Below are 26603 nucleotides of genomic sequence, written 5' to 3'. Positions count from 1 at the left end.
TGCTCGCTCCTATAGTGGATTTGTGGTGTTTAGGAGGGCGGCAAACAGGCAGGCTTTAGTGTTCATGGTGATGTCCTCAAGGCTTCAATGGGTAGGTCGTTCAATTGAGCCGAGGCCGTCCGGGTTGCCTCGTTGGAACCTATTAGAAGCCCGTGAGGTATCCCGACTGTGTCGAAAACAGGCGCGTGTAAATCGATACGTATCAAACTCGTCCCCCGATACACAGCGATACAAACCGCCTGAAAGTTCATGTTTTTGCGTCCCCGTGTATCCGTCGACACACTAGATACACTGCAATACAAAGGGCTTTGGGCGAGCGGGCCAAGGCTCGATAGACTGCTCGACACTCCCCACTCACAGAGGCAAGGGCCCATGGAACACGTCGATCACATTCTCATCGTGGACGATGACCGCGAGATCCGGGAACTGGTAGGCAACTACCTCAAGAAGAACGGCCTGCGCACCACCGTCGTCGCAGACGGACGGCAAATGCGCGCCTTCCTTGAATCCACGCCCGTGGACCTGATCGTGCTCGACATCATGATGCCCGGCGACGATGGCCTGCTGCTTTGCCGCGAGCTGCGCGCTGGCAAACACAAAGCCACGCCCGTGCTGATGCTCACTGCCCGCAATGACGAGACCGACCGCATCATTGGCCTGGAAATGGGCGCCGACGATTACCTGGTCAAGCCGTTCGCCGCTCGCGAGCTGCTGGCGCGAATCAATGCGGTGCTGCGCCGTACGAGGATGCTGCCGCCGAACCTTGTGGTGACTGAAAGCAGTCGCCTGCTGGCGTTCGGGCGCTGGCGCCTGGACACCTCGGCCCGGCACTTGCTCGACTCGGACGGCACGATGGTCGCGCTCAGTGGCGCTGAATATCGATTGCTGCGTGTGTTTCTCGATCACCCGCAACGCGTGCTCAGTCGCGACCAGTTGCTGAACCTGACCCAGGGCCGCGACGCCGACCTGTTCGACCGCTCCATCGATTTGCTGGTGAGCCGCCTGCGTCAGCGCTTGCTGGACGATGCCCGTGAGCCGGCCTGCATCAAAACCGTGCGCAGTGAAGGCTATGTGTTTTCCTTGCCGGTGGAAGTGCTCGGTGCGCCGTCATGAACGTCTCGATGCGTTGGCCTCGCACCCTCGCCTCCCGGCTCTCGCTGATTTTCCTGATCGGGCTGATCCTGGCCCAGGCGCTGTCCTTCGGTGCGCAGTATTACGAGCGTTACGAAAGCGCGAAAAACACCATGCTGGGCAATCTGGAAACCGACGTTTCGACCTCCATCGCCATCCTCGATCGCTTGCCAGCCGAAGAGCGCAAGAGCTGGCTGCAACAACTGAAACGACACAACTACCGCTATCTGCTCGATGAAGGCTCGCCAGGCGTGCCCATGAGCGATACGCCCATCGCGGTGACCTCGATCAAAGACGCCATCGGCAAGGATTACCCGATGACGGTGACCGACATCCCCGGTGAGCAAAAACACTTTCAGGTTCATCTCAAACTGGCGGACGGCAGCCCGGTGACCATCGACGTCCGCCCCGCCATGGTGCCGTTGTCGCCATGGCTGCCCTTCGTGCTGCTGGGGCAGCTGGGGCTGATGATCTTCTGCTCCTGGCTCGCCGTGAGAATTGCCATCCGCCCCCTCAGCCGCCTCGCCGAAGCCGTCGAGACCCTGGACCCCAATGCCCATCCCGTGCACCTGGACGAAAAAGGCCCGACCGAAGTTGCCCATGCCGCCAAAGCTTTCAATTCAATGCAGGCGCGCATTGCGGCGTATCTGAAAGAACGCATGCAACTGCTGGCGGCGATTTCCCATGACCTGCAAACCCCGATCACCCGCATGAAACTGCGTGCCGAGTTCATGGACGACTCCAGCGAGAAAGACAAACTGTGGAACGACCTTGGCGAAATGGAACACCTGGTACGCGAAGGCGTGGCGTATGCCCGCAGCATTCACGGCGCCACCGAGGAAAGTCGACGCACCGACCTGGACTCGTTCCTCGACAGCCTGGTGTTTGACTATCAGGACATGGGCAAGGACGTTCGCCTGGACGGCAAAAGCGCGGCGGTGATCGACACCCGGCCTCACGCGTTACGCCGGGTATTGGTCAACCTGACCGACAACGCATTGAAGTTCGCCGGGGCTGCCGAATTGTCGGTGGAAACGAAAAACGGCAGCCTGTCGGTGAAAGTCATGGACCGTGGGCCCGGGATTGCCCAGGAGCAACTCGCCCATGTGATGGAACCGTTCTACCGCGTGGAGAATTCGCGTAACCGCAGCACCGGCGGGACCGGGTTGGGGCTGGCGATTGCGCAACAGCTGGCGCTGGCGATCGGGGGGTCGTTGACGTTGAGTAATCGTGAAGGGGGCGGGTTGTGTGCCGAACTGAAATTGCCGAGGCACGATCTGTAGCAGCTGGCGAAGCCTGCGTTCGGCGGCGCAGCCGTCGTAAAACCTGAACGCGCGGTTTACCTGATACACCGCGTGGTCTGATTTCACGACGGCTGCGCCGCCGAACGCAGGCTTCGCCAGCTGCTACAGGGTGCTTAAATCACAAACCGTGACACCAGCGCATTCAAATCCACCGCCAGACGCGACAGTTCATGCGTGGCGGCGCTGGTCTGGTTGGCACCGGCGGCGGACTGGGAAGCGAGGTCGCGGATGTTCACCAGGTTGCGGTCGACTTCACGGGAAACCTGGGCCTGTTCTTCCGATGCGCTGGCGATCACCAGGTTACGTTCATTGATCAAATGGATCGACTGGGTGATCTGCTCCAGCGCCACACCGGCAGCGCGAGCCATTTCCAGCGTGCTCTGGGTGCGCTGATTGCTTTGCTGCATCGACGAAACCGCTTCGCCTGTGCCGTTCTGGATGCCGGCGACCATCTTCTCGATTTCCTGGGTCGATTGCGCAGTGCGATGCGCCAGCGCCCGGACCTCATCCGCCACCACGGCAAAACCACGTCCGGCCTCACCGGCACGAGCGGCTTCGATCGCGGCGTTCAGTGCCAACAGGTTGGTTTGCTCGGCGATGGCGCGAATCACGTCCAATACCTTGCCGATGTCGCGCCCCTGGGCGGCCAGGCCTTCAATCATCACCGAGGTGTTTTGTACGTCGTGGGTCATGGTCTGGATCGCGTCGACCGTTTCCACCACGCGGTCACGACCTTCACGGGCCGCCTGGGTCGATTGGTTCGAGGCTTCGGACGTCGACACTGCATTGCGCGCGACTTCTTCCACGGCAGCGGTCATTTCGTTGACGGCGGTGGCGGCCTGTTCAATTTCGTTGTTCTGCTGTTGCAGGCCACGGGACGCTTCTGCTGTGACCGTGCTGAGTTCTTCGGCGGCAGCCCCCAGTTGAGTGGCGGAACCGGCGATCTGCTCGATGGTTCGGCGCAGGTTGGCCTGCATGGTGGACAAGGCACCGAGCAAACGGGCCGGTTCATCCTTGCCATCGATTTCGATGGCTTTGGTCAGGTTGCCACCCGCAATGGTTTCAGCGGCCTGGAGCGCACGGTTCAGCGGCGTGACGATGCTGCGGGTCAACAGCCACGCCAGTAGCACCGTCATCATGGCCGCCAGCACCGCGACTGCGATAATGCCGGTAATCGCGTTGCTGTAGTGCTCGCCCGCATCGGCCGAGGCGGTTTTGGCATAGCCGGTGTTCAGTGCCACCAGTTTATTGAGCTGCTCACCCATCTGGTCGGTGCCGTCCTTGATCTGTGTATTGATCACGGTGCGCATCTCATCGAGCTTGTTCTGTCGGGACAGCTCCAGCATCTGGTTCTGGGCTTGCAAGTAGCCGTCCAGCGTGGCCGTGAACGTCTTGTACAGCGCGGCTTCTTCCGGTGGGGCGGGCAAGGCTGCGTAACTGGCCTGGGCGTTACGGAGTTTGTCGACGAGCACGCCGATACGCGCCTGGGCGTCCTGCAGCGCGGCCGGCTCACGGTTGACCAACACCCGGAACGAAAGAATGCGCATCCGCAGGACGTTTTCCGTCATGTTGCCCAGAAACCCGACGCTGGGCAGTTGGTTGCTTTCAATGTCGATGGAGGCCTGGCGGATGACCGTCATGCGGTTCACGGCAAACACCCCGAGCACGATGACCAGCAAGGCGATAAAGACGAAACCCAGGAAAGCTCGAGGCGCGATGTTCAGATTACGCAGTGACATAGGATGATTCTCGGGTGATTGAAGCGTCGAGCATCCTTGCCGTGGTCGCTGTGTGGCCGGCATTGACGCGCACCATTCAGCTTGGCGCCACGGGGGTAACGGGTTTGTGCGCGCCTGTTATCTGTATCGGCTGGTGTTGGAAATTTTTACGGGGACTGGTAAAAAAATGACGGGCGGTACGAGTGCTTTAGAGGTATTTCTTCCGGACTTGAACACCAACCACCTGTGGGAGCGAGCCTGCTCGCGAAGAGGCCGGCACATCCAACATTAAGTTTGGCTGACACTCCGCCTTCGCGAGCAGGCTCGCTCCCACCCCTAGGGTTGTGGTGTTTGGGTGATTGCACTGGGTCAGGCACCTATGCCAACCACCCCTTCCCCCTGCATCTGCCGCAACAACGCTGCCCCGCTGTCCATAAACGCTTGCGATCCCGCCTCACCCGCCTCGACGGCCAATCCTTCCAACTGCTCACGCCCGCTCAGTTGAGGCAATTCCCCGATTCGCTGCAACAACCGCCACGCCAACGGGCTCAGCTCGGAAAACTTCACACTCCAATCCTCAGCTCGACGAACCAGTAGCAAGGTCGGCTGAGCCGGTATCGCCTCTGGCTGGTAATCCGGCCCAACCCACTGTACCGGCCAGGCATAAACCAACGGCCAGGCCAGGGGCGATACCTGCAAGGGACGATCCAGCAGCAACGCGGCATCGCTGGGGGCCAACGGTTCGGCTTCCGATTGTTGCAGTACCATCTCAATCCATTCGTAATGCACGAGCTCCACCATGAACGGAGGCCATGGCCCATTGCTCAGCGCTTGCGGTTCAGCGGCGAGAAACTCGACAAACTCCCTGGCGATCTCACCGAATTTCGGCGTGCGCGCCCGGTAGTCCCGCAGGAAAATACGCACCAGAGAACGCCAGCGCTCATCGCCGAGAATCTTGATCAGCACCGGGAAGGTGCCGCTGAGCAACGACAACAGGTTCGCAAAAATCAGGTCGCGATAAACCTGCCCCCGCGCCACGTCCATCCCCGCGGGTGGCACGCAGTGATCCGGGTCGCGCAGGTACCGACCCAGTGTGTGCTGCTGGCGAAACAGACCTGATTTATCCATGGCTCGCCCCCTCGATCTGCAAGCGGCGAATGGTCTGCAACTCGGCCACCAGTTCAGAAAATGCCGGGAAGTTGAAATCCCGCTCCAGTAGCGTCGGTCGTGCGCCGAATCGGGCATAGGCCTCGGCCAGCAACGACCAGACCACCGGTTTGACCGAGGCCCCATGGGTATCGATTTTCAACGTATCGGACTCATCGAAATGCCCGGCCACGTGCATCGCCACCACCCGGCCCGGGTCGATGCCCGCCAGAAAAACCTGTGGATCGAAACCGTGGTTGATGGCGTTCACGTACACATTGTTGACGTCCAGCAGCAGGTCGCAATCGGCTTCGCGCAGCACCGCGTTGGTGAACGTCTGCTCGTCCATGTCCTGCTGGGGCGCGGCGTAGTACGACACGTTTTCCACCGCCAGACGCCGACCGAGAATGTCCTGGGACTGACGTATTCGTGCGGACACGTGGTGCACCGCCTCGTCGGTAAATGGCAACGGCAACAGGTCGTAAAGATGGCCATCATCGCTGCAATAGCTCAGGTGTTCGCTGTACAGCGGAACATTGTAGTGATCGAGGAAAATTCGGACTTCCTGCAAAAACCCGACGTCCAACGGCCCCGGCCCGCCCAATGACAGGGACAACCCGTGGCAGGACAACGGAAAACGCTCGGCCAGGGCACGTAACGCGTGACCATGGGCACCGCCGATGCCGATCCAGTTCTCCGGCGCGACTTCCAGAAAGTCGAAATCGCCCGCGGGGGCGGCTTGAAGGTCTTTGATTAAACCGCGACGCAGGCCGAGCCCGACGGTCGCTGTCGTTGAGAGGATGGGGGTCGGCATGGTGTCGATCTCAAGGGTTGCCAGAACGGACTCACAGTTAACCGAAGTGGTGTATCGGGTCTGTGTTCGGCAGGGGGATTAGATACAGTGAGATACAACACAAATCGCTCTTGTAGGAGCGAGCTTGCTCGCGATGGTGTGTCAGTCGACAACCATGTAGCTGATACACCATCGCGAGCGAGCTCGCTCCTACAGTAGTTGGTTTTGGTCAAGAAATGGGGGGCTTTCGTCGCTCCGGGCTGCGCAGCGCGGCCCGCGAACTAAACTTACTGCACCCAGGACGAGCTTATCGTCCTGTTCATTCCCACGACCACCGCCCAGTGGCGAATACCCAGGCAACTTTGCCTCTGGACCATGATCCTGTTAAAGGAGCACACGTGATGGACGAGGCCAGACTCAACGACTTCATGGGCAAACTGGTAAATGACATGGGCGGCGCGGCGATGCTCGCCAATGTCATCCTCGGCGACGAACTCGGCCTGTATCGGGCCATGGCCGACAGCCAGCCAATAACCCCTGAAGCACTCGCCGACAAAACCGGCTGCAACGCCCGACTGCTGCGCGAATGGCTCAGCGCCCATGCCGCTTCCGGTTACATGGAACACCGCGACGGCCAGTTCCGCCTGCCCGAAGAGCAAGCCCTGGCATTGGCGATCGAAGACTCACCGGTCTATGTGGCGGGCGGTGTCGCAGTGGTCGCCTCTTTTTTCCATGACAAAGACAAACTGGTCAACGCCATGCGCGGCAACGGTGCCCTGGCCTGGGGCGATCACCACCCGTGCATGTTCAGCGGCACGGAACGGTTCTTCCGCCCAGGTTACAAAGCGCACCTGGTTGCCGAGTGGCTGCCGGCCCTGGAGGGCGTGGTCGCCAAACTCGAAGCCGGCGCCAAGGTGGCAGACATCGGCTGCGGGCATGGCGCATCAACCGTGATCATGGCCCAGGCATTCCCGGACTCGCGGTTCGTGGGTTTCGATTACCACGCGCCATCGGTCACTGTCGCCACCCAACGCGCCGAAGAAGGTGGCGTGGCCGGGCGCGCGCGATTCTTCCAGGGCACGGCAAAAAGCTACCCTGGCGACGACTATGACCTGGTCTGCTATTTCGACTGCCTGCACGACATGGGCGACCCGGTGGGTGCGGCGCGGCACGCCTATGACTCACTGAAACCAGACGGCACGGTGCTGCTGGTGGAACCCTTCGCCAATGACTCGCTCGACGACAATACCACCCCGGTTGGCCGGTTGTTCTATGCCGCCTCGACGTTTATCTGCACCCCGAACTCGCTGTCCCAGGAAGTCGGTCTCGGGCTCGGCGCCCAGGCCGGCGAGGCGCGGTTGCGCAAAGTGTTCACCGAGGCGGGATTCAAGACGTTCCGTCGGGCGACAGAAACCCCGTTCAACCTGATACTGGAGGCGCGTAAATAACCACTGTTCTCTTCTGATTGCTGATTGCTAACTGTAGGAGCGAGCTCGCTCGCGATGAATTCGAAGGCGGCGCATTTTTCCAGGCAGTACGCGTCATCGTTTACGCCCATCGCGAGCAAGCTCGCTCCTACAGGGACCGAGTTGTGATCAGTCATAGCCCTGCGGAGTGTTGAACATGCTCGACAGCCCCATCCCTGAACAGCTCGAGCGGCTCCTGCAGATAATGGCCGACCAGCCGTTTGCAGTCCTGACCGGTGCCGGCATCAGTACGCCGTCGGGCATCCCGGATTACCGCAACAACCAAGGCGTGCGGCGCGGCCGGCAGCCAATGATGTATCAGGAGTTCCTCTCGGCCCCGCAATCCCGGCGCCGCTATTGGGCGCGGGCGATGCTCGGCTGGCCGCGAGTGCGCCAGGCCCGGCCAAACGTGGCCCACGAAGCCTTGGCCAGTTTGCAAAATAAGCAGCAGCTCAGCGCGCTGATCACCCAGAACGTCGACACCTTGCACGACCAGGCGGGAAGCCATGACGTGATCGAGCTGCACGGCAGCTTGCATCGGGTGTTGTGTCTGGATTGCGGAGAGCGCAGTGAACGGGACCCGATTCAGCGCTTGATGGAGGCGCAAAACCCCTATCTGGCCGGGGTGGACGCGGTGCAGGCGCCGGATGGCGATACCTTGCTGGATCCGGCATTTGAGGCGCGGTTTCAGGTGCCCCATTGTCCGCGTTGCGCAGGCGAGCGGATGAAACCGGATGTGGTGTTTTTTGGTGAAAACGTGGCTCAGGCCACCGCGGCGAAAGCGATGGCGGCGGTCGATCAGGCGGCGGGGTTGTTAGTAGTGGGGTCGTCGTTGATGGCGTATTCGGCGTTTCGGTTGTGTCGAGCGGTGGCGGATCAGGGGAAGCCGTTGATCGCGATTAATCTGGGCAAGACGCGGGCGGATGACCTGCTGGATTTGAAAATAGAAGAGTCTTGCGAACAAATCTTGCCCTTACTGGCGCAGCGCCTTTCATCCTGATCGACCCGGCACTCTGTGGGAGCGAGCTTGCTCGCGATGGTGTGTCAGTCGACATCAATGCAGCTGAACCACCTTCGCGAGCAAGCTCGCTCCTACAGGGGACCGCGCTTAGCGGGGAGACAGGCGCTCGCCCAGGTTTTCCGCTTTAAGTATATCGAACAACGCCTGAGCCGCCGCCGACAGCTCAATCCCTGGCTTGGTCAACACCCCGATCGCCCGCTCCACCACGGGGTCGCGTAGCGTAATACACCGTGCGCCCAATTCGCGCATCTGCTCGGCACACAACGCCGGCACCGCACTCACCCCCAAACCGCTGGCCACCATCCGTCCTACTGTCGCCAGTTGATGGCTCTCAAACTCCACCGGCAATTTCATGCCCTGTGCGTGCAAGTGTTCTTCCAGCATCACCCGTACCGTCGACGGTCGCTGCAAGGTAATGAACGGTTCCTTGAGCAACGTTTGCCAATCAATGTCGCCCAATTCCGCCAGCGGCGAATCAATGGGCACCACGGCCACAAACCGGTCCATGTACAACGGCGTGAATTGCAGCGAAGAACTCTGCGTCGGCTCAAACGCCACCCCCAGCTCCACCTGTCGGTCACGCACCATCTCCAGCACCTGCTCGTTGATCACGTCATTGACCGTGACATTGACCTTGGGATAACGAGCGCGGAACGTCTTGAGGATCGATGGCAGCAGGTTGCCGGCAAACGACGGCATCGCCGCCAGGGTCACGCGCCCGCGCTGAAGGGTGAAGCGTTGGCGCAATTCATCCTCGGCATTGTCCCAGTCAGCAATCAACCGACGGGCCAGCGGCACCAGCGATTCACCTTCGGCAGTCAGCGCCACATTGCGCGTATTGCGGGTGAACAACCGCCCGCCCAGGCCTTCTTCCAGCGCCTTGATGGTGAGGCTCAACGCCGATTGCGACAGGTGCAAGCGCTCGCAGGCCACGGCAAAACTCAAACTTTGGGCCACGGCCAGAAAGGCGCGGATCTGCTTGACTGTCATGGACGGTGACTCCAACGTAATACGCAATCAATGTGGAGCGGCCTTCGGCAGCTCCTACAAGTTAGTGAGTTTTATCTATCAATCAACCTTAAAAATCAACTTAACAAATCAATACGCCGGCGAGACACTTCATCCCATACGGCTAGCCAGCCGCCCACAAAGAATAAAAGAGGTGCATATGGCAGGTTTCGACAAGCGCGTGAGTTCCTATGAGGAAGCTCTGGCCGGTCTCGAGGACGGCATGACCGTGATCGCAGGCGGCTTCGGTCTGTGCGGGATTCCGGAAAACCTTATCGCCGAAATCAAGCGCAAAGGCACACGCGACCTCACCGTGGTCTCCAACAACTGCGGTGTCGACGGTTTCGGCCTCGGCATATTGCTGGAAGACCGGCAGATCAGCAAAGTGGTGGCCTCCTACGTCGGTGAGAACAAAATGTTCGAGGAGCAGCTGCTCAGCGGTGCTATCGAAGTCGTCCTGACCCCACAAGGCACCCTCGCTGAAAAAATGCGCGCAGGCGGTGCCGGCATCCCGGCGTTCTTCACCGCTACCGGTGTCGGCACCCCAGTGGCCGAAGGCAAGGAAGTACGTGAATTCCACGGTCGCAAGTACTTGATGGAAGAGTCCATCACCGGTGACTTCGCCATCGTCAAAGGCTGGAAAGCCGACCATTTCGGCAACGTCATCTATCGCCACACCGCCCAGAACTTCAATCCGCTGGCTGCCACCGCCGGCAAGATCACCGTGGTCGAAGTGGAAGAAATCGTCGAACCCGGCGAGCTGGAACCGTCGCAGATCCACACCCCTGGCATCTACGTCGACCGGGTCATTTGCGGCACGTTCGAAAAGCGCATCGAACAGCGCACCGTGCGTAAGTGATCCCCTGCCCCCGGACCGAATGAAGGAATAAAAACAATGGCACTTTCCCGCGAACAAATGGCTCAACGCGTCGCCCGCGAAATGCAGGACGGCTTTTACGTGAACCTGGGCATCGGCATCCCGACCCTGGTCGCCAACTACATTCCTGAAGGCATGGAAGTCATGCTGCAGTCGGAAAACGGCCTGCTGGGCATGGGCCCCTTTCCTACTGAAGAAACCATCGATGCCGACATGATCAACGCCGGCAAGCAAACGGTCACCGCGCGTATCGGCGCTTCGATCTTTTCCTCGGCCGAGTCCTTCGCGATGATTCGCGGTGGTCATGTCGACCTGACCGTGCTGGGTGCCTTTGAGGTCGACGTGCAAGGCAACATTGCCTCGTGGATGATCCCCGGCAAGCTGGTCAAGGGCATGGGCGGCGCCATGGACCTGGTGGCCGGCGCAGACAACATCATCGTCATCATGACCCACGCGTCCAAGGACGGTGAGTCCAAGCTCCTGTCCAAATGCAGCCTGCCGCTGACCGGCGCCGGGTGCATCAAACGTGTACTGACCGACCTGGCTTACCTTGAAATCAAAGACGGCGCGTTCATTCTGAAAGAGCGTGCGCCGGGTGTCAGCGTCGAAGAAATCGTCGCCAAGACCGCCGGTAAACTGATCGTGCCTGATCACGTTCCGCAAATGCAGTTCGCTGCTCAGTGAGGAATCATTCCATGCAAGAAGTCGTCATTGTCGCCGCTACCCGCACCGCCATCGGCAGTTTCCAGGGTGCCCTGGCAAGCGTTTCTGCCGTTGACCTCGGTGCTGCGGTGATTCGTCAGTTGCTGGCGCAAACCGGCCTGAACCCGGCCGAAGTCGATGAAGTGATCATGGGCCAGGTGTTGACCGCTGGCGCTGGGCAGAACCCTGCCCGCCAGTCCGCCATCAAGGCTGGCCTGCCCTTCACCGTGCCCGCCATGACGCTGAACAAAGTCTGCGGTTCGGGCCTCAAGGCCCTGCATTTGGCAACCCAGGCCATTCGCTGTGGCGATGCCGAGGTGATTATTGCCGGCGGTCAGGAAAACATGAGCCTGTCCAACTACGTCATGCCCGGCGCTCGCACCGGTCTGCGCATGGGTAACGCACAAATCGTCGACACCATGATCAGCGACGGTCTGTGGGATGCGTTCAACGATTACCACATGGGCATCACTGCCGAGAACCTGGCAGACAAGTACAACCTGACCCGCGAACAACAGGATGCCTTCGCCGCGACCTCGCAACAGAAAGCCACGGCCGCCATCGAAGCCGGACGGTTTGCCGATGAGATCACGCCGATCCTGATTCCCCAGCGCAAGGGCGATCCGCTGTCCTTCGCCACGGATGAACAGCCACGCGCAGGCACTACGGCCGAAGCGCTGGGCAAACTGAAACCGGCCTTCAAAAAGGACGGTTCGGTGACCGCCGGTAACGCGTCGTCCCTGAACGACGGTGCCGCCGCCGTGATCCTGATGAGCGCCGACAAAGCCAAGGCCCTGGGCCTGCCAGTACTCGCGAAAATTACCGCTTACGCCAACGCGGGCGTCGACCCGGCGATCATGGGCATCGGTCCGGTGTCGGCCACTCGCCGTTGCCTGGACAAGGCCGGCTGGTCCATCGATCAACTGGACCTGATCGAAGCCAACGAAGCGTTCGCCGCGCAATCCCTGGCGGTGGCCAAGGACCTGGAATGGGACTTGAACAAGGTCAACGTCAATGGCGGCGCCATTGCCCTCGGTCACCCGATCGGTGCATCGGGTTGCCGGGTGCTGGTGACCTTGCTGCATGAAATGATCAAGCGCGACGCCAAGAAAGGCCTCGCCACCTTGTGCATCGGTGGCGGTCAGGGCGTCGCGTTGGCGATCGAGCGGGCGTAAAGCGTTCAACAGACTGCGCGGGGACCCACGAAGATCCGCCGCAGTCTGGCAAAACACCCGGTGTGACGCCTGTTACACCGGGTTCTTTTTACCTCGCCCACAAGGATGCAGATCAACTGTAGGAGCGAGCTCGCGATGTACTAGAGAGCAGCGCGGGGTGTCAGGATTACGCCGTCATCGTTAACGACCATCGTCGGAACGCCGCCCGGAGCAAGCTCGCTCCTACAATCGAACACCTTTCTTTGTGGACGTCCGGAGATCAAGCGCTAAGCTGCTTGAGGTCATCGGGCCAGGATCGTCGCCCGCTCATTGCGCTGAAGGAACAGACATGACTCAGCTCCGAAACGCCACTGCCGCCACGGCCGTCGGCGTGATTGCGATAGTGCTCTGGTCCTCCCTGGCCTTGCTGACCACTCTCACCGAGGGCATTCCGCCCTTTGAACTGCTGACGTTGGGATTCGGCGTAGCCTTCGTCGCGAGCCTGTTGATTCTGGGTCGTCGCGGGATTGCCGGCTTCAGTAGCTGGCGTCAACCCTGGGCCGTATGGGCGACGGGCTTCGTCGGAATTTTCGTTTATCACGCGTTGTACTTTTTCGCGCTCAAGGCCGCCCCGGCGGCAGAAGCCAGCCTGATCAACTACCTTTGGCCACTGTTACTGGTGCTGCTCTCGGCGTTATCGGCAGGAGAAAGCCTGCACAAGCGGCAAATGCTCGGCGCGCTGCTGGGCCTGGCTGGAACGGCGTTCATCATGCTCCAGCGAGTGCCCGATGCCGGCACCACGATGCCCATCGCCGGTTACCTCGCCGCATTCGGTTGTGCGCTTATCTGGGCGGTTTACTCGGTGTTCAATCGCCGGTTCAGTGAAGTACCCAGCAACATCATCGGCGGCATCTGCGGCTTGGTTGCCCTGGCGGGACTGGCGTGTCATCTGGCATTCGAAACCACGGTACGACCCGATGGCAACCAATGGGCCGCGATTATTGTCCTTGGACTGGGACCGGTCGGGCTGGCGTTTTTTGCCTGGGACCACGCCACCAAGCGCGGAAGTCTGGCGACACTGGGGGCGCTTTCCTACCTGGCCCCGCTGATTTCAACAGTGCTGTTGATCACCGTGGGGCGCAGCCATGCCAGCCCGATGCTGATCGTCCCCGCCCTGCTGATTATCGCCGGCGCCGTCATTGCCACCTCACAGCCCACCGCCAAAACTGCCACAACACCTTCGATTATTTCGAACGACTAGAGCGAAAAGCTTGTACGTCAATCAAATGGGGTTCGCCCACCAATCGCCGACAGTTACGCCAGGCTGGATGCTTCACAACCGCCATGGGATGATCGCCCCCATAGCGCGACCATCCCTGGAGAATTTGAATGTCAGTGTTAAGCAAAAAAGCCGTAGTTCTGTTGCTTGTGGCCGCGTCCAGTCTGGCAATTTTTAATGCGCAGGCTGCAAAAAAGGCCACCACCGGTGATTCGGCACAGAAAGTCTCGATGCTCGGCGGCAAGTTCACCTTCACCCTGCCCAAGGGCTTCATCGCCAGCCCGCTGCCAGCCAGCGCCACGGGCGCGAGCGGCACCCTGTACAGCAACGAGACCACCAAGACGGTGGTGATCGCCGCTGAGAACAACCTCCCCGATGGCGTCAAGGTCAAGGACAACGACGGTACGTTTCTCGACGACACCGTAGCCGACTTCGATAATTCACAGCGTAAATCCCTGCCGGATTACAACAAGTTGAGCGAAAAAAGCCTGACTCAAAAAAATACCGGGCTGGGCATCCGACAGGTTGACGGTACCGCCAAACAAGGGGGTGGCATGACCCTCAACTCGACGCTGATAGCGGCGTCCGGCACTCGCATGGCCGTCGTTCAGGTTATCTCCCGCCCCGCTGACATGGCCGCCCACGAAACGTTGATCAACCAGATCGTCAGCGGCAAGTAAGGCTCAGGGATTGAGGCGCTGCAGCCAGGCGTTCAAATCCTCCATCTCGGCGTCGCTGATGTTGTGACCTACACCCGGGTAGGCATGAAACTCAGGCTTGAGTGACAGGCCTTGCAATACGCGGTCCGCGTCAGTGCCGTCGGTGTAGGGAAGGCGTTTGTCCGCGGTGCCATGACCGATGAAAATCGCCAGCGCCTGGCGTTTTTCATCCGGTTTGAGTCCGGACTCGAGCACCGGCAGAATCCGTCCGCTCAGCGCGGCAATCCCGCCCATCGCCTCGGGGTGACGCAGGCCGACCTCGTAGGACATGATCGCGCCCTGACTGAAACCCACCAGGAAAACCTTGTTCGCCTCGGTGTGATATTTCTTTACCGCCTGTGCGACAAAATCCAGCAGCAACTGGCCGCTGGTCTTCAGATCGTCCGTCTCACCGTTGTAGGCACCTTCGCCCTTCTTGCGAAACCATTGGTAACTGCCCTCTTCCATCTCCATGGGTGCGCGCACCGACAGGAAGGTGTATTGCGCGGGCAATTCATCCTTGATGCCAAACAGGTCCTGCTCGTTACTGCCTGTACCGTGAAGGAAAATCACCAGGGGCTGATTGCGCGACTCAGGGTTGGCCTGCTCCAGGTACTTGAGCGGCAGATCGGTTTGCAGCGGGATTTGAGCGTGGACGGTGGCGGACACCAACAGCGTCAGCAGAGCGAGAAACTTCAACATAAACCTTCCTTCACAGTGCGCAGGATTCGGGGGAGAGCCTAACACTGTGAAGGCGGATGTCGAAAATGGCCTGGGTATCATCGCCGCCTTCGCGAGCAGGCTCCCACAGGGAAATGCATTTCAAATGTGGGAGCCTGCTCGCGAAGGTGGACTGACATTCAACATTGATGTCGACTGACACTACGCCTTCGTCGGAACGCCGCCCGGAGCAGGCTCGCTCCCACAGGATTCTCTACTGAATGAAATTGCATAAAAAAAAATGGCCACCGCGTCAACGGTAGCCATTTTGTTGAACGGCTCGATTATTCGCCGTAAACGTCGAACTTGAAGTACTTGTCCTGCACTTGCTTGTACTTGCCGTTGGCGCGGATTTCATTGATAGCGGTATTGAACTGCTCAGCCAGGGCGGTATCGCCCTTGCGCACGGCGATGCCGGCGCCGCCACCGAAGTATTTCGGATCGTTGTACTCTGGTCCTACGAACGTGAAACCTTTACCGGCGTCGGTTTTCAGGAAACCGTCGTCCAGGTTGACCGAATCGGCCAGCAGCGCGTCAACGCGGCCGGACACCATGTCCAGGTTCGCTTCCTGCTGGGAACCGTAACGCACCAGGATAATGCCGGCCGGTGCCAGCACTTCAGTGGCGAAGCGGTCGTGGGTACTGGCGCGCAGCACACCGACTTTCTTGCCCTTGAGTTCGGTCAGCGGATCTTTGACGTTAGACCCTTCCTTCATCACGAAGCGTGCCGGGGTGTGGTAGTACTTGATCGTGAAATCGACGTTCTTTTTACGGTCGTCGGTGATGGTCATGGACGACAGAATGGCGTCGATTTTCTTGACCTTCAGGGCCGGGATCAGGCCGTCGAACTCTTGCTCGACCCAAGTGCACTTCACTTTCATCTGTTCACACAGTGCGTCGCCGATGTCCACGTCGAAACCAGTGAGTTTGCCATCAGGGGTTTTCATCGAGAATGGCGGGTACCCGGCTTCGATACCGATGCGGATCGGCTTGGCGTCTTCGGCCACAGCGGTCAGGGACAACATCGACAGTGCCAGGGCACCGAACATCACTAGCTTTTTCATTTATAACTCCCGTGTGCGGAGACTTTTATTGGCAGCTTTCGGTTGATCAAGACCGAAGTGGCCGGCAGTCTAGAGCGGCCTCAGGAGGGTAAATTGTGTTCAAGCGACAAATATTTATAAAAAGGTAGCCGACATGAAGAGCGCGATGCGAACGTTAAACCTGATCCAGCACCACCCCGCCGAGGGCCCCGGCGCCATTGCCGAATGGGCTGCGTTGCGAGGATTGACGCTGGAGGTATTTCGCGCCGACCTCGGCCAGTTGCCAGCCGTGAGTGCCGCGCCAGTGGTTTTGCTGGGCGGGCCTTACGAGTCCAACGCCGGGCCGGCGTGGCTGGAAACCGAGCGCCAGTGGCTGGCAGGCAGTCTGGCGGAAGGTGCGGCAGTCTTTGCGATTTGCCTGGGCGCACAGTTACTGGCGCTGAGTCTGGGCGGGAATGTGCGACGGATGGCACTCACCGAAACCGGCTGGACCTCGGTTACGTTCGCCGATGGGCGAAAGTTGAAGGTGCTGGAATGGCACGAAGACGCCATCGATCTCCCGCCTGACGCCCTACTGCTGGCCAGCAGTGATCGATGTGCGCAGCAGATGTATTGCGTCGGGCCGACGCGGGTGGGCTTGCAGTTTCATCCGGAGTGGAATGCTCAATCGGTGGCGACGCTCAATGCGCATTTTGGAGAGGAGTCGCCGTTGCCACGAGAACCGCAGGACAGCGCCGATTATGCCGCCGTTTTTGACTGGTTGCAGACGACGCTGGATGCGTGGTGGGCAGCGGTCTGAACAGCAAGGTCAAAAGATCGCAGCCTGCGGCAGCGCCTGCAATGGCCCGTGAAAACTCAATCCTGTAGGAGTGTCGAGTAAAACGAGGCTGCGATCTTTTCAGCTACCTCAGCATTCGCAGCCGATCGCGGCGCCCACCGCTCTGGCCTCAGCGCTCAGCTCAAACCCTTCATCCAGCCACCCGGTCACTCCGCCAATCATCTCTTTGACCGGATAACCCAGCGCCGCCAGTTTCACGGCGGCCTTATTGGCGCCGTTACAGTGTGGCCCGGCGCAATAAACCACAAACAGGGTGGATTTGGGATAAGCCGCCAAACCTTCGGCCGTCAGCAGTCGACCTGGAATGTTGATCGCGCCCGGCACGTGGCCACGCTCAAACGCCAGCGGACCGCGCACGTCGACGAGGACAAAATCCACATCACCGGACTGTTGGCTGCTGTAGACGTCGGAACAGTCGGTTTCGAAAGTCAGACGGTTGCTGAAATGCATGAGGGCGATGGTCGATGGGGCGGCGGGAATGGCGCTGACCAGGCTGGTCATGGGCTCTACTCCTAAGTCTCAGTGGGTGTGGGAAGACTTTATCCGCCTGGCGCTTGACGCTACAGTGGCGCACAAGACACTCACCGGGAACTTTCCGCCAAATGCAGCCCACCCCTGGATTGGTCGCGATTCTGGCCTACGACGGCCTCTGTACCTTCGAATTCGGCATCGCCGTGGAGATCTTCGGGTTGACCCGCCCGGAGTTCGACTTCCCGTGGTACGAGCATCGAATCGTCGCGGTGGACCAAGGCCCGATGCGTGCCATGGGCGGCATTCAGGTGTTGGCCGATGGCGGCATGGAACTACTCGACGACGCTCGGACCATCATCATTCCCGGCTGGCGCGACCGCAGCGCGCCGGTGCCCGACGCGTTGCTCAAGGCCCTGCGCCACGCCCACGCCCGCGGTGCGCGCCTGCTGTCGATCTGCTCCGGGGTGTTTGTGCTGGCGGCCACCGGTTTGCTCGACGGTCACGGCGCCACCACACACTGGCGCTATACCGCTGAACTGGCCGCGCGCTTCCCGAACATTCTGGTGAACCCCGACGTGCTTTACGTCGATTCGGGTCAACTGATCACTTCGGCCGGCAGCGCGGCCGGCATCGATGCCTGCCTGCACCTGGTGGCGCGGGACTTCGGCACCCAGGTCGCCAATTCGGTGGCGCGGCGTCTGGTGATGTCGCCGCAACGCACGGGCGGCCAGGCACAGTTCATTCCGACACCGGTCAGTCCTACACCGCGCAGCGATCTTTCCCGCGTGATGCAGTGGGCACGCGAGCGCTTGCATGAACCGCTGGAGGTTCGCGACCTCGCCAGCGAAGCCGCGATGAGTGAGCGGACATTCCTGCGTCGTTTCACAGAAGCCAGCGGCCAGTCCCCCAAGACGTGGTTGCAACATGAGCGCCTGGGCCGGGCTCGTGAATTGCTGGAAAGCACAAACCAGAATACGGACCAGATTGCCCAGCACTGTGGGTATCGCTCGGTCGAGAGTTTTCGGGTGGCGTTTCGCAACGTGGTCGGCGTGCCACCGTCGGTGTATCGGGAACGGTTTGGGCGGGAGGTCAAAGCGATAACTTGAGGTGTGATTTCTGGCCCCTTCGCGAGCAGGCTCGCTCCCACACGGATCTCCAGTGTTCACATAATCCCTGTGGGAGCGAGCCTGCTCGCGAAGGCGTCAACCCAGACACCGAGCTTCTCAAGGCTTGCGCAACAGGTAGGTATCCATGATCCAGCCATTGGCCAGCCTGGCCGTCTTACGCACCCGCTCGATCTCATCCGCCACGTCCCTGAGTTTGCCGCTGATCAGGATTTCATCCGGCGTCCCCAGGTAGGCGCCCCAGTAAATCTGTGTCTCCTGATCCGCCACTTGATGGTAGGAATCTTCTGCATCGAGCATCACCACCAGGCTGTCCGCATCGCTCACCTGCCCCGCCGCCAACCGTCGGCCGGTGGTAATCTCAATCGACTTCCCGATGTGATTCAACGGCACCTTATGCTGCGCCGCCAATGCCTGAACGCTGGTAATGCCGGGGATCACCTCGAATTCGAATTCACAGCGACCTGACGCCAAAATCGCCTGCAAGATCCGCAGAGTGCTGTCGTACAACGCCGGATCGCCCCACACCAGGAAACCGCCGCACTGGGTGTCGGTCATTTCTTCATTAATCAGCCGTTCGAAGGTCCGCTGCTTGGCAAGGTTGAGCGCCTCGACACTGGACGTGTAGTCCACATCGCCGCGCTCGCGCTCCGGGCTGTGGGCTTGCACAAAACGGTAATCGCTCCCGGTGATGTAGCGCTGACAGATCTCGCGGCGCAGGTCGATAAGCGTGTCTTTGCTCTGGCCTTTGTCCATGAGAAAAAACACGTCGACGCGGTTCAGCGCCTTCACGGCCTGCATCGTGATGTAGTCGGGGTTGCCGGCGCCGATGCCAATGACCAGAAGTTTTTTCATCAATGCATTCCTTCAAAGTCCGTGCCCGGCAGGCGTAGCCGCCAGCGGCCGTTGAACCGCAATTCGATGGCCGATAGCGGCTCAACGTCAATCAGATTAAACGCCGCGCTTTGCAGCACCTGTGTCAGTGCGGCGCGAATGACAAACGGATGGGTGATGGCAACGAAGTGCCCCGGTGTGGCCTCCAGGGTTGTCAGCCACGCGGCCACTCGCTGCCCGAGTTGCGTCACCGACTCACCACCATGAGGCGCCGAATGCGGATCATCGAGCCACGCCTGCAACGCCTCGGGTTCGGACTTTTGCAGGTCGTCGATTCGCGTGCCTTTCCAGCGTCCGAAATCGCAATCCCTCAGCGCTGAGACAAGCTCCACATCGCTGCTGAACAACTCGGCTGTTTGCCGCGTGCGCAGTTCAGGACCGCTGAGCAGGCGCGGCCGCTTCTTGAACTGAGCGGCGCGTGCGCCCCTCGCTGATTGCCAATCCATCTCCACGGGCTCATCCGTAGGAAAACACGCCAATTTCTGTGCGACGGTTCGAGCGTGGCACAGCAAAGTCAAACGGGTCGCCTGCACGAACTTTCACTCTGTCGATGGGAATGGAAAACGGCGTCACGCCGCCAATGCTCGCACAATTGTGCCGTAAGAAACGCTAATGGGGGCGTTTCGTTTCAGGCAGTGGTAGTGGGTTCAAGGTCGTTTTTCGTCTTTTTCCGACACGACTATAGGTGATGGCCTACAAGAGCTATCGACATCCCTGTAACCCCGGTCACACAGGCTTTTCGTCCTACTTTTTGACTCTGAAAAAACCCACAAAAATAAACTAGACAGTGAGCCGGCGTTAACTAAATACTGCTTTCACGGACTACCCAATCAAAACACCCCCCATCCAGCAGGAGCCCGGATGCCCACTCTCAGCGAACCCCCTCCTCCCGTTGCTCAATTTCGCTCCCCGTTCGGTACCCCGATAAACCCGGCTCCAGAGCGGCAGTCCCCACCCCGTCCGACAGCTGACAAGAAAAAGAGCGGTATCTGACAAAGTTTCAGGCATCCGCCGATTTACCGCATGGAAACCGACAGTGATAGTCAGGTCCGGTGCTAACCGCCGAACCTTTTGATACAGGAGTGCGCATCCATGCTGGTCTTACGTCCAGTCGAGATTACCGACCTGCCTCAGTTGCAGCGACTTGCCCGGGAAAGCCTGGTGGGGGTCACGTCCTTGCCGGACGACAGCGATCGCTTGAAAGAGAGGATTCTCGACTCCAGCGCTTCATTCGAACAAGACGTTCAGGGTCACGGCCCGGAGAATTATTTCTTCGTGCTTGAAGATCTGTCGACCGAACGCTTGGTCGGCTGCTCGGAAATTCTCGCCACAACCGGTTTCAGAGAACCGTTCTACAGCTTGCGCAACCGGCCGTTCAACAGTGCCTCGCGGGAATTGAACATCGAGCATGGCGTGCCGGCACTGTCGTTATGTCATGACCTCAGCGGCCACACGTTGCTGCGCGGTTTCCACATTGATGCGGCACTGGCGCGAACACCGTTTTCCGAGCTGCTGTCACGGGGCCGACTGATGTTCATTGCCGCTCACTCGCGACGCTTTGCCGAAGCGGTGATCACCGAGATTGTCGGCTTCAGCAGCGATGACGATCGATCGCCGTTCTGGGATGCCGTCGGCAAGCATTTCTTTGACCTGCCCTATGCCGAAGCGGAGCGGCTCTGCGGCCTGGAAAGCCGCACGTTCCTCGCCGAACTGATGCCGCAATACCCGATCTACGTGCCGATGTTGCCCAAGGCCGCACAGGACTGCATCGGCCGGGTTCATCCCGATGGCCAGGATGCCTTCGATATCCTCGAGCGCGAAGGGTTCGAAACCAACAGCTACATCGACCTGTTCGACGGGGGGCCGACGCTCTACGCGCGTCTGTGCAGCATTCGCTCCATCGCCCAAAGTCAGACCGGCACGGCGATGCCGGTTACGTCCATCGATGCCCGAGGCAGGTACCTGGTGAGCAACGATTCGCTACAGGACTATCGAGCTATCGTCGCTGAACTGGACTACAACGTCGGGCAACCCGTGGCCTTGAGTCGCGAAATGTGCGCTGCGCTGAGGGTCGCCGATGGCAGCCCTGTCCGGCTGATCGCCCTGTGAACGTCACCTGGCCACGTATCCAGCGACAGCAACCGAGCCCGTGCAAAGAAGGAGCTGCATCATGATTGTCCGTCCGGTTCACGTCACCGACTTGCCCGCCTTGCTCGCGCTGGTGCGACAGGCCGGCCCCGGGCTCACCACCCTGCCGGCCAACGAAGACCGCCTGGCCCATCGAGTGCGCTGGGCGCAACGGACCTTCGCCGATCAGGTTGAGCGTGCCGATGCCGATTACCTGTTCGTGCTCGAAGACGACGATCAGCAAGTCGTGGGAGTCAGTGCCATGGCGGGGGCCGTGGGCCTGCGTGAGCCCTGGTACAACTACCGGGTCGGTCTCACGGTCAATTCTTCACCGGACCTGGGTATCCAGCGCCAGATCCCGACCTTGTTCCTGAACAATGAAATGACCGGGCAATCGGAACTCTGCTCGCTGTTCCTGCGACCCGATCAGCGCCAGGGCAATAGCGGTCGATTGTTATCCTTGGCGCGCTTGTTGTTTGTGGCCGAGTTCCCGCATCTGTTTGGCGACAAACTCATTGCCGAGTTACGCGGCAGCGCTGACGAACAAGGTTGTTCACCGTTCTGGGACAGCCTGGGCCGACACTTTTTCAAGATGGATTTCAGCCATGCCGATCACTTGTCCGGCTTGGGCAACAAATCGTTCATCGCCGAACTGATGCCGCGCCAACCACTCTACACTTGCCTGCTCACCGAGCAGGCCCAGGCCGTTATCGGCAAGCCACATCCGAACACCGAGCCGGCCCTGAAAATCCTTACCGCCGAAGGTTTTGCCCACCAGGGTTACATCGACATCTTCGACGCCGGCCCGGTCATCGAAGCCCCGGTGTCGAAAGTACGTACCGTGCGCGACAGCCAAACGCTGGTGCTGGCCATCGGCACACCGGACGACCAGGCTCCGGCTTGGCTGATCCACAATCGTCGCCTGGAAAACAGCCGCATCACCGCGGCCCCGGCGCGACTGGCAGGCAACAGCCTGATCGTCGACCGCATCACCGCCAAGCGCCTGCAATTGCAACCCGGCAACTCGGTACGTGCCGTGCCGCTGTTCAGTCAACGGTGGCAGGCCGTGGCGGCGTGATCGACAGGGGGTCCGCGCCGCTGCAAATTCGTCATCATCTTCCCGCCGTCTGCGTGATAGCCTTTTATTCATTCGGCGTTGACACTTTTGCTCAAGCCTTTCCATTCCAATTGCAGTGGTGGAACTCGTATGCCCAGGCTTTCCCATCAAGATTTGCGCCGTAATTTTCGCGAATTGTTCGCTTCCAACACCTGCTATCACACCGCATCGGTCTTCGACCCGATGTCGGCCCGTATTGCCGCCGACCTGGGGTTTGAAGTCGGCATCCTGGGCGGCTCGGTCGCGTCGCTGCAAGTATTGGGCGCCCCTGACTTTGCCTTGATCACCCTCAGCGAATTCGCCGAGCAGGCCACCCGCATCGGTCGTGTCGCCCAATTGCCGGTCATCGCCGACGCCGACCACGGCTATGGCAACGCACTCAATGTCATGCGCACCATCGTCGAACTCGAACGCGCCGGCGTCGCCGCCCTGACCATCGAAGACACCTTGCTGCCGGCACAATTCGGCCGCAAATCCACCGATCTTATCGGGGTGGCGGAAGGTGTCGGCAAAATTCGTGCGGCACTGGAAGCCCGGTGCGACTCGGAAATGGCGATTATTGCCCGCACCAACGCCGGCATCCTGCCGATTCAGGAAATCATCAGCCGCACCGAGCATTATCAAAACGCTGGCGCGGACGGGATTTGCATGGTCGGCGTGCAGGATTTCGACCAACTGGAAAAAATCGCCGAGCACCTGAGCGTGCCGCTGATGCTGGTGACCTACGGCAATCCGGCGCTACGCGACGACAAACGCCTGGCCGAACTGGGTGTACGCGTCACCATCGACGGCCATGGCGCGTACTTCGCCGCCATCAAGGCGACTTACGACAGCCTGCGCGAACAACGGCAGATCTTTATCCAGGCGTCGGATTTAAGCGCCACCGAACTGACCCATACTTACACGCAGCCGGAGGAATACATCCGCTGGGCGAAAGAGTTTATGAGCGTCAAGGAGTGATGGTTCAGTGCGTTTGACGGTGTGAACCGGTACGACGCCTTCGCGAGCAGGCTCCCACAGTGGATCTTTGGTGTGCACAAATAATGTGTCCACTGAAGAACCACTGTGGGAGCGAGCCTGCTCGCGAAGGCGTCCGTCGCTACTCCGCTAAATAACAGCCTTAACCCCCTCAAAGCACATCCAGAAAGTTTGTGCGCCACATAATGATCGTTCCCACGATCTGTGTTCACACCGAATCAAGCACCTCATTCTGAGACCCGCAGCAGATGACGCGGTTACGGCCAGTGGTCTTGGCTGCATACAGCGCCTGGTCGGCGTCGTTGAGCCAGAGGGTCGCGTCGGTGTGGGCCAGGCTGAAGGCTGCCAGGCCGATGCTCAGGCTGACTGTCAACGCCGGGCTCTGCTCGTAGCCCAGGGTGGCGAAGCGAGCGCGCAGGGCATCCATGGCCGCAGCAGCACTCGCCAGAGGCAGGTCGGGGAGGATCACGCAAAACTCATCGCCGCCGTAACGCCCGGCGATATCGGTCGCTCGCAGGTTCTGTTTGAGCACCTTGCTCAACTGACGCAATACGATGTCACCGGCAACATGGCCGTAGGTGTCGTTGATAGCTTTGAAATGGTCAATGTCAATCAGCGCAATCGCACCGCCCTGCTGCTGGCGCTGGCAACGCTGGAATTCGACTTCCAGCTGATCCTTCCAGGCGCCGTGATTAAGCAGGCCGGTGAGACTGTCGGTACGACTAAGGGCCAGCAATTCACGCTTTTGGCGACCGAGGGCGTGGGCCTGACGGAAACAGAGCCAGCCCAGCGCCAGCGGATACAGGCACATCAAGGGTAAACAGGCGTACAACTGCAACTGACTGGTTTCAGGGATGAAGGCCAGCCTGAACATCAGAAACCCGACGCCGACGCCCATAATCTGCGCGACGCTGCCCGCCAGCAGAAAACGCAAACCGCCAATGGCCACGTTGTTCATCGCCATCATCGAAATAGTGGTCGCGCTGGGTAGCGGATTGAATTGCATGGCGGCGACCCAGAAGCCACCCAAAAAGGCGTCCACCAGCAAATTGCGGTGCTCTGCGTGATACGGAGCCTTGGAACGACGTGCCCATTGATAAGCCAGATGCGGCCAGAGCAGCCCATTGAACAGCATTCCCCCCCAGACCCAGGGCGCCGGATTCAGCGGGTACATTGCCACGCACACACACAACAACCCTAGCGACAAACCGAGGATTCGTGAAGTGTAGAGCCTCTTGGCCAATGAAAGTCCTTTCACTCCCGCTTTTCCCATAAGGGCCTCTGTGCCACTGAACGGAACCTGATAACACCGGGTTGCCTGTGTGCTCGAAGTCTATCAGGGCAAGATTAAATAGCCATCATCGGTTAATAGCCTGAAATCCTGCTCTCTGTAGGAGCGACGCTTGCTCGCGAATAACGATCACGCGGACAGCCCGATGTACTGCAGTGTCCTTCTTCGCGAGCAAGCATCGCTCCTACAGAAGGAAGAGCAACAACTCAGAGACTTCTGGGCCGAGTATCCACGGGCATATCTGGGCACAAGCCTGCCGGACTTTCCCAACCTGTTCATCGTCACCGGCCCCAATACCGGCATCGGCCACACGTCGGCGCTGTTTATCATCGAGTCCCAGATGAACTACATCCTCGACTGCATTCGCACGTTGAAAGAACACCGATTGCGCAGTATCGAAGTGCGCTCCGAGGCAGAACGTACCTACACTGAAATGATCCACCGAGAAATGGAACGCACGGTGTGGAAGTCCGGAGGTTGCCACAGTTGGTATCAAAGCAAGAGCGGTCATGTGATCGCCATGTTTCCGGGGTTCAGTTTCAGTTATCACCGGTTGACCCGGACACTGAAGCCCGGCGACCACATTTTGTCCTGATCTCGTAAAAGGAAGCGCCTGATGCTTGTATTGGTTGTCGTAATCGCGGTTTTCGTGGCCTGGAGCTGGTTGAGTTACCCGGCTATCGGGTACTGGCTCTATGACGTGAACATGGCCGCGGAAGCCAAGTTGTTTGGGTTGCACAAAATCGTCGTGCCGATCGCCGAAATGACCGTCTCGACCTGGCAAGGCGGGCCCTACGAAGCGTCCAGCAGCGTGCTGATGCTCCACGGTTTCAGCGCCGACAAGAACATCTGGCTGCGCTTTGCCCGGCACTTTGTCGGCCACTATCGAGTGATCATCCCTGACATCGCCGGCCATGGCGAAACCGGCTTCAAGACGGGCGGCGGCTATGACATTCCTTTGCAGGCCAAGCGGATAATCCAGTTGCTCGACGTCTGCGGTGTCGAGAAAGTCCATGTCATCGGCAACTCCATGGGCGGCTACATCGCGGCGTGGCTGGCGGCCACTTACCCGGACCGGATTGCTTCGGTAGCGTTGCTCGACCCGGCCGGCGTCACCGCCCCCGAGATCAGTGACATGGAACGGCATTTGGCCAACGGCCATAACCCGTTCCTGATCCACTCACGGGAGGAATTCCGGCGTTTCTACGCCATGACCATGGCCGAGCCGCCATGGGTGCCGGGGGTGGTGCTGGACGCCATCGCCCTGCGCTATCAACAGCAGCGCGAAGAGCTGGAAGAGATTTTCAAGGATTTTCGCGCCAGTCCGCCGATGGAGCCGAAACTTCCCGACATCAGGGCCCCGGTGCTGTTGCTGTGGGGGCGCAAGGATCGCTTGATCGATGTCAGCAGCGTGGCGATCTGGAGCAAGGGCATCGCCGATCTTCGTGTGGAAGTCTGGGACCACATTGGCCACATGCCGATGGTGGAGCTGCCGACCAGTACGGCGCGCTTGTATCGAGAATTTTTGGCATCGCAACGTTCCCAACTCCCGGTGTAGCAGCTCGTAGCAGCTCGTAGCAGCTGCCGAGCTTGCGAGGCTGCGTTCGGCTGCGCAGCAGTCGTAAAATCAGGCACCGCGATGCTTCAGAGGAACCGTGCATACCCGGTTTACGACTGCTTCGCAGCCGAACGCAGCCTCGCAA

Annotated in this window: 25 protein-coding genes and 1 pseudogene; 16 read left to right on the top strand and 10 right to left on the bottom strand. The window is 59.9% G+C overall.

Annotated elements, in window-relative coordinates; genetic code table 11:
- Positions 1-372: 372 nt before the first annotated feature.
- Entirely contained in the window at positions 373-1113 is a 741-nt protein-coding gene (locus ACM6IR_RS25260; RefSeq protein WP_414910205.1) for a response regulator, read from the top strand.
- Complete coding sequence (locus tag ACM6IR_RS25255; RefSeq protein WP_414910204.1) at positions 1110-2414, top strand: ATP-binding protein; 1305 nt, start codon at positions 1110-1112, stop codon at positions 2412-2414. Before ACM6IR_RS25260 ends, ACM6IR_RS25255 begins: the two co-directional genes overlap by 4 nt.
- A 134-nt stretch (positions 2415-2548) precedes the next feature.
- Here ACM6IR_RS25255 and ACM6IR_RS25250 read toward each other — a convergent pair whose 3' ends face one another.
- The 3 genes from ACM6IR_RS25250 to ACM6IR_RS25240 form a co-directional block, all read right to left on the bottom strand.
- Positions 2549-4174 (bottom strand): methyl-accepting chemotaxis protein, encoded by a 1626-nt coding sequence (locus ACM6IR_RS25250; RefSeq protein WP_414910203.1) that lies wholly within the window; start codon positions 4172-4174, stop codon positions 2549-2551.
- A 348-nt stretch (positions 4175-4522) separates the two neighbouring features.
- Positions 4523-5281, bottom strand: a complete 759-nt coding sequence (locus tag ACM6IR_RS25245; protein WP_414910202.1) for a DUF2063 domain-containing protein — start codon at positions 5279-5281, stop codon at positions 4523-4525.
- The gene (locus ACM6IR_RS25240) at positions 5274-6113 is read right to left on the bottom strand and encodes a DUF692 domain-containing protein (RefSeq protein WP_414910201.1); all 840 of its coding nucleotides are present in this window, start codon (positions 6111-6113) and stop codon (positions 5274-5276) included. Before ACM6IR_RS25240 ends, ACM6IR_RS25245 begins: the two co-directional genes overlap by 8 nt.
- Before the next feature lie 380 nt (positions 6114-6493).
- Here ACM6IR_RS25240 and ACM6IR_RS25235 point away from each other — a divergent pair, with 380 nt between their 5' ends.
- Both ACM6IR_RS25235 and ACM6IR_RS25230 read left to right on the top strand, forming a co-directional pair.
- Entirely contained in the window at positions 6494-7540 is a 1047-nt protein-coding gene (locus ACM6IR_RS25235) for a class I SAM-dependent methyltransferase (RefSeq protein WP_414910200.1), read from the top strand.
- 175 nt (positions 7541-7715) lie between these two features.
- A complete protein-coding gene (locus tag ACM6IR_RS25230) occupies positions 7716-8558 on the top strand; it encodes an NAD-dependent protein deacetylase (protein ID WP_414910199.1) in 843 nt (280 codons plus the stop codon).
- Between the two features lie 108 nt (positions 8559-8666).
- Here ACM6IR_RS25230 and ACM6IR_RS25225 read toward each other — a convergent pair whose 3' ends face one another.
- Entirely contained in the window at positions 8667-9569 is a 903-nt protein-coding gene (locus ACM6IR_RS25225; RefSeq protein ID WP_414910198.1) for a LysR family transcriptional regulator, read from the bottom strand.
- 178 nt (positions 9570-9747) lie between these two features.
- Between ACM6IR_RS25225 and ACM6IR_RS25220 the strand changes: the two genes are divergently transcribed.
- The 5 genes from ACM6IR_RS25220 to ACM6IR_RS25200 all read left to right on the top strand — a co-directional run bounded on the left by ACM6IR_RS25220 (position 9748) and on the right by ACM6IR_RS25200 (position 14279).
- The gene (locus ACM6IR_RS25220; RefSeq protein WP_414910197.1) at positions 9748-10446 is read left to right on the top strand and encodes a CoA transferase subunit A; all 699 of its coding nucleotides are present in this window, start codon (positions 9748-9750) and stop codon (positions 10444-10446) included.
- Positions 10447-10482: 36 nt separating this feature from the next.
- Entirely contained in the window at positions 10483-11148 is a 666-nt protein-coding gene (locus tag ACM6IR_RS25215) for a CoA transferase subunit B (protein WP_149630451.1), read from the top strand.
- A gap of 11 nt (positions 11149-11159) precedes the next feature.
- Entirely contained in the window at positions 11160-12341 is a 1182-nt protein-coding gene (locus ACM6IR_RS25210) for an acetyl-CoA C-acetyltransferase (protein ID WP_414910196.1), read from the top strand.
- A 328-nt stretch (positions 12342-12669) separates the two neighbouring features.
- Complete coding sequence (locus ACM6IR_RS25205; protein WP_414910195.1) at positions 12670-13581, top strand: DMT family transporter; 912 nt, start codon at positions 12670-12672, stop codon at positions 13579-13581.
- 128 nt (positions 13582-13709) lie between these two features.
- On the top strand, positions 13710-14279 hold the full coding sequence (locus tag ACM6IR_RS25200) for a hypothetical protein (protein WP_414910194.1): 570 nt from the start codon (positions 13710-13712) through the stop codon (positions 14277-14279).
- Between the two features lie 3 nt (positions 14280-14282).
- Here the strand turns inward: ACM6IR_RS25200 and ACM6IR_RS25195 are convergent, their stop codons facing one another.
- Together ACM6IR_RS25195 and ACM6IR_RS25190 are read right to left on the bottom strand one after the other, a co-directional pair.
- Positions 14283-14999: an alpha/beta hydrolase gene (locus ACM6IR_RS25195; RefSeq protein ID WP_414910193.1), complete on the bottom strand. Its 717-nt coding sequence runs from the start codon at positions 14997-14999 to the stop codon at positions 14283-14285.
- A gap of 302 nt (positions 15000-15301) precedes the next feature.
- The gene (locus ACM6IR_RS25190) at positions 15302-16081 is read right to left on the bottom strand and encodes an ABC transporter substrate-binding protein (RefSeq protein ID WP_414910192.1); all 780 of its coding nucleotides are present in this window, start codon (positions 16079-16081) and stop codon (positions 15302-15304) included.
- Between the two features lie 145 nt (positions 16082-16226).
- On the opposite strand from ACM6IR_RS25190, the gene ACM6IR_RS25185 reads away from it, so the two are divergent.
- Positions 16227-16859, top strand: coding sequence for a type 1 glutamine amidotransferase (locus ACM6IR_RS25185; RefSeq protein WP_414910191.1), 633 nt, complete (start codon positions 16227-16229; stop codon positions 16857-16859).
- A gap of 108 nt (positions 16860-16967) precedes the next feature.
- On the opposite strand, the gene ACM6IR_RS25180 is transcribed toward ACM6IR_RS25185, so the two are convergent.
- Positions 16968-17399, bottom strand: a complete 432-nt coding sequence (locus ACM6IR_RS25180; protein ID WP_414910190.1) for a rhodanese-like domain-containing protein — start codon at positions 17397-17399, stop codon at positions 16968-16970.
- Between the two features lie 101 nt (positions 17400-17500).
- On the opposite strand from ACM6IR_RS25180, the gene ftrA reads away from it, so the two are divergent.
- Complete coding sequence (ftrA, locus tag ACM6IR_RS25175) at positions 17501-18475, top strand: transcriptional regulator FtrA (protein WP_414910189.1); 975 nt, start codon at positions 17501-17503, stop codon at positions 18473-18475.
- A 117-nt stretch (positions 18476-18592) separates the two neighbouring features.
- Here ftrA and cobF read toward each other — a convergent pair whose 3' ends face one another.
- Both cobF and ACM6IR_RS25165 read right to left on the bottom strand, forming a co-directional pair.
- A complete protein-coding gene (cobF, locus tag ACM6IR_RS25170; protein ID WP_414910188.1) occupies positions 18593-19348 on the bottom strand; it encodes a precorrin-6A synthase (deacetylating) in 756 nt (251 codons plus the stop codon).
- Positions 19348-19920, bottom strand: a complete 573-nt coding sequence (locus tag ACM6IR_RS25165) for a histidine phosphatase family protein (protein ID WP_414910187.1) — start codon at positions 19918-19920, stop codon at positions 19348-19350. The genes cobF and ACM6IR_RS25165 overlap by 1 nt, the downstream gene beginning before the upstream one ends.
- Positions 19921-20479: 559 nt before the next feature.
- Between ACM6IR_RS25165 and ACM6IR_RS25160 the strand changes: the two genes are divergently transcribed.
- From ACM6IR_RS25160 to ACM6IR_RS25150, 3 genes are all read left to right on the top strand, one after another.
- Positions 20480-21496, top strand: coding sequence for an arginine N-succinyltransferase (locus tag ACM6IR_RS25160; protein ID WP_414910186.1), 1017 nt, complete (start codon positions 20480-20482; stop codon positions 21494-21496).
- Between the two features lie 61 nt (positions 21497-21557).
- On the top strand, positions 21558-22592 hold the full coding sequence (astA, locus tag ACM6IR_RS25155; RefSeq protein ID WP_414910185.1) for an arginine N-succinyltransferase: 1035 nt from the start codon (positions 21558-21560) through the stop codon (positions 22590-22592).
- 129 nt (positions 22593-22721) lie between these two features.
- The gene (locus ACM6IR_RS25150) at positions 22722-23591 is read left to right on the top strand and encodes an isocitrate lyase/PEP mutase family protein (protein ID WP_414910184.1); all 870 of its coding nucleotides are present in this window, start codon (positions 22722-22724) and stop codon (positions 23589-23591) included.
- A 226-nt stretch (positions 23592-23817) separates the two neighbouring features.
- Here the strand turns inward: ACM6IR_RS25150 and ACM6IR_RS25145 are convergent, their stop codons facing one another.
- Positions 23818-24882, bottom strand: coding sequence for a diguanylate cyclase (locus ACM6IR_RS25145; RefSeq protein WP_414910183.1), 1065 nt, complete (start codon positions 24880-24882; stop codon positions 23818-23820).
- A 229-nt stretch (positions 24883-25111) separates the two neighbouring features.
- Here ACM6IR_RS25145 and ACM6IR_RS25140 point away from each other — a divergent pair.
- Positions 25112-25495 (top strand): annotated as a pseudogene (locus tag ACM6IR_RS25140) (NAD(P)/FAD-dependent oxidoreductase); the annotation flags it as partial.
- 21 nt (positions 25496-25516) lie between these two features.
- On the top strand, positions 25517-26458 hold the full coding sequence (locus ACM6IR_RS25135; protein ID WP_414910182.1) for an alpha/beta fold hydrolase: 942 nt from the start codon (positions 25517-25519) through the stop codon (positions 26456-26458).
- Positions 26459-26603: the final 145 nt, after the last annotated feature.

Origin of the sequence: Pseudomonas sp. IT-P253, assembly GCF_949768125.1 — a bacterium.
Lineage (GTDB): Bacteria > Pseudomonadota > Gammaproteobacteria > Pseudomonadales > Pseudomonadaceae > Aquipseudomonas.
Note: the sequence above shows the minus strand (reverse complement) of the source record. Positions and strands in the feature narration are given on the sequence as shown.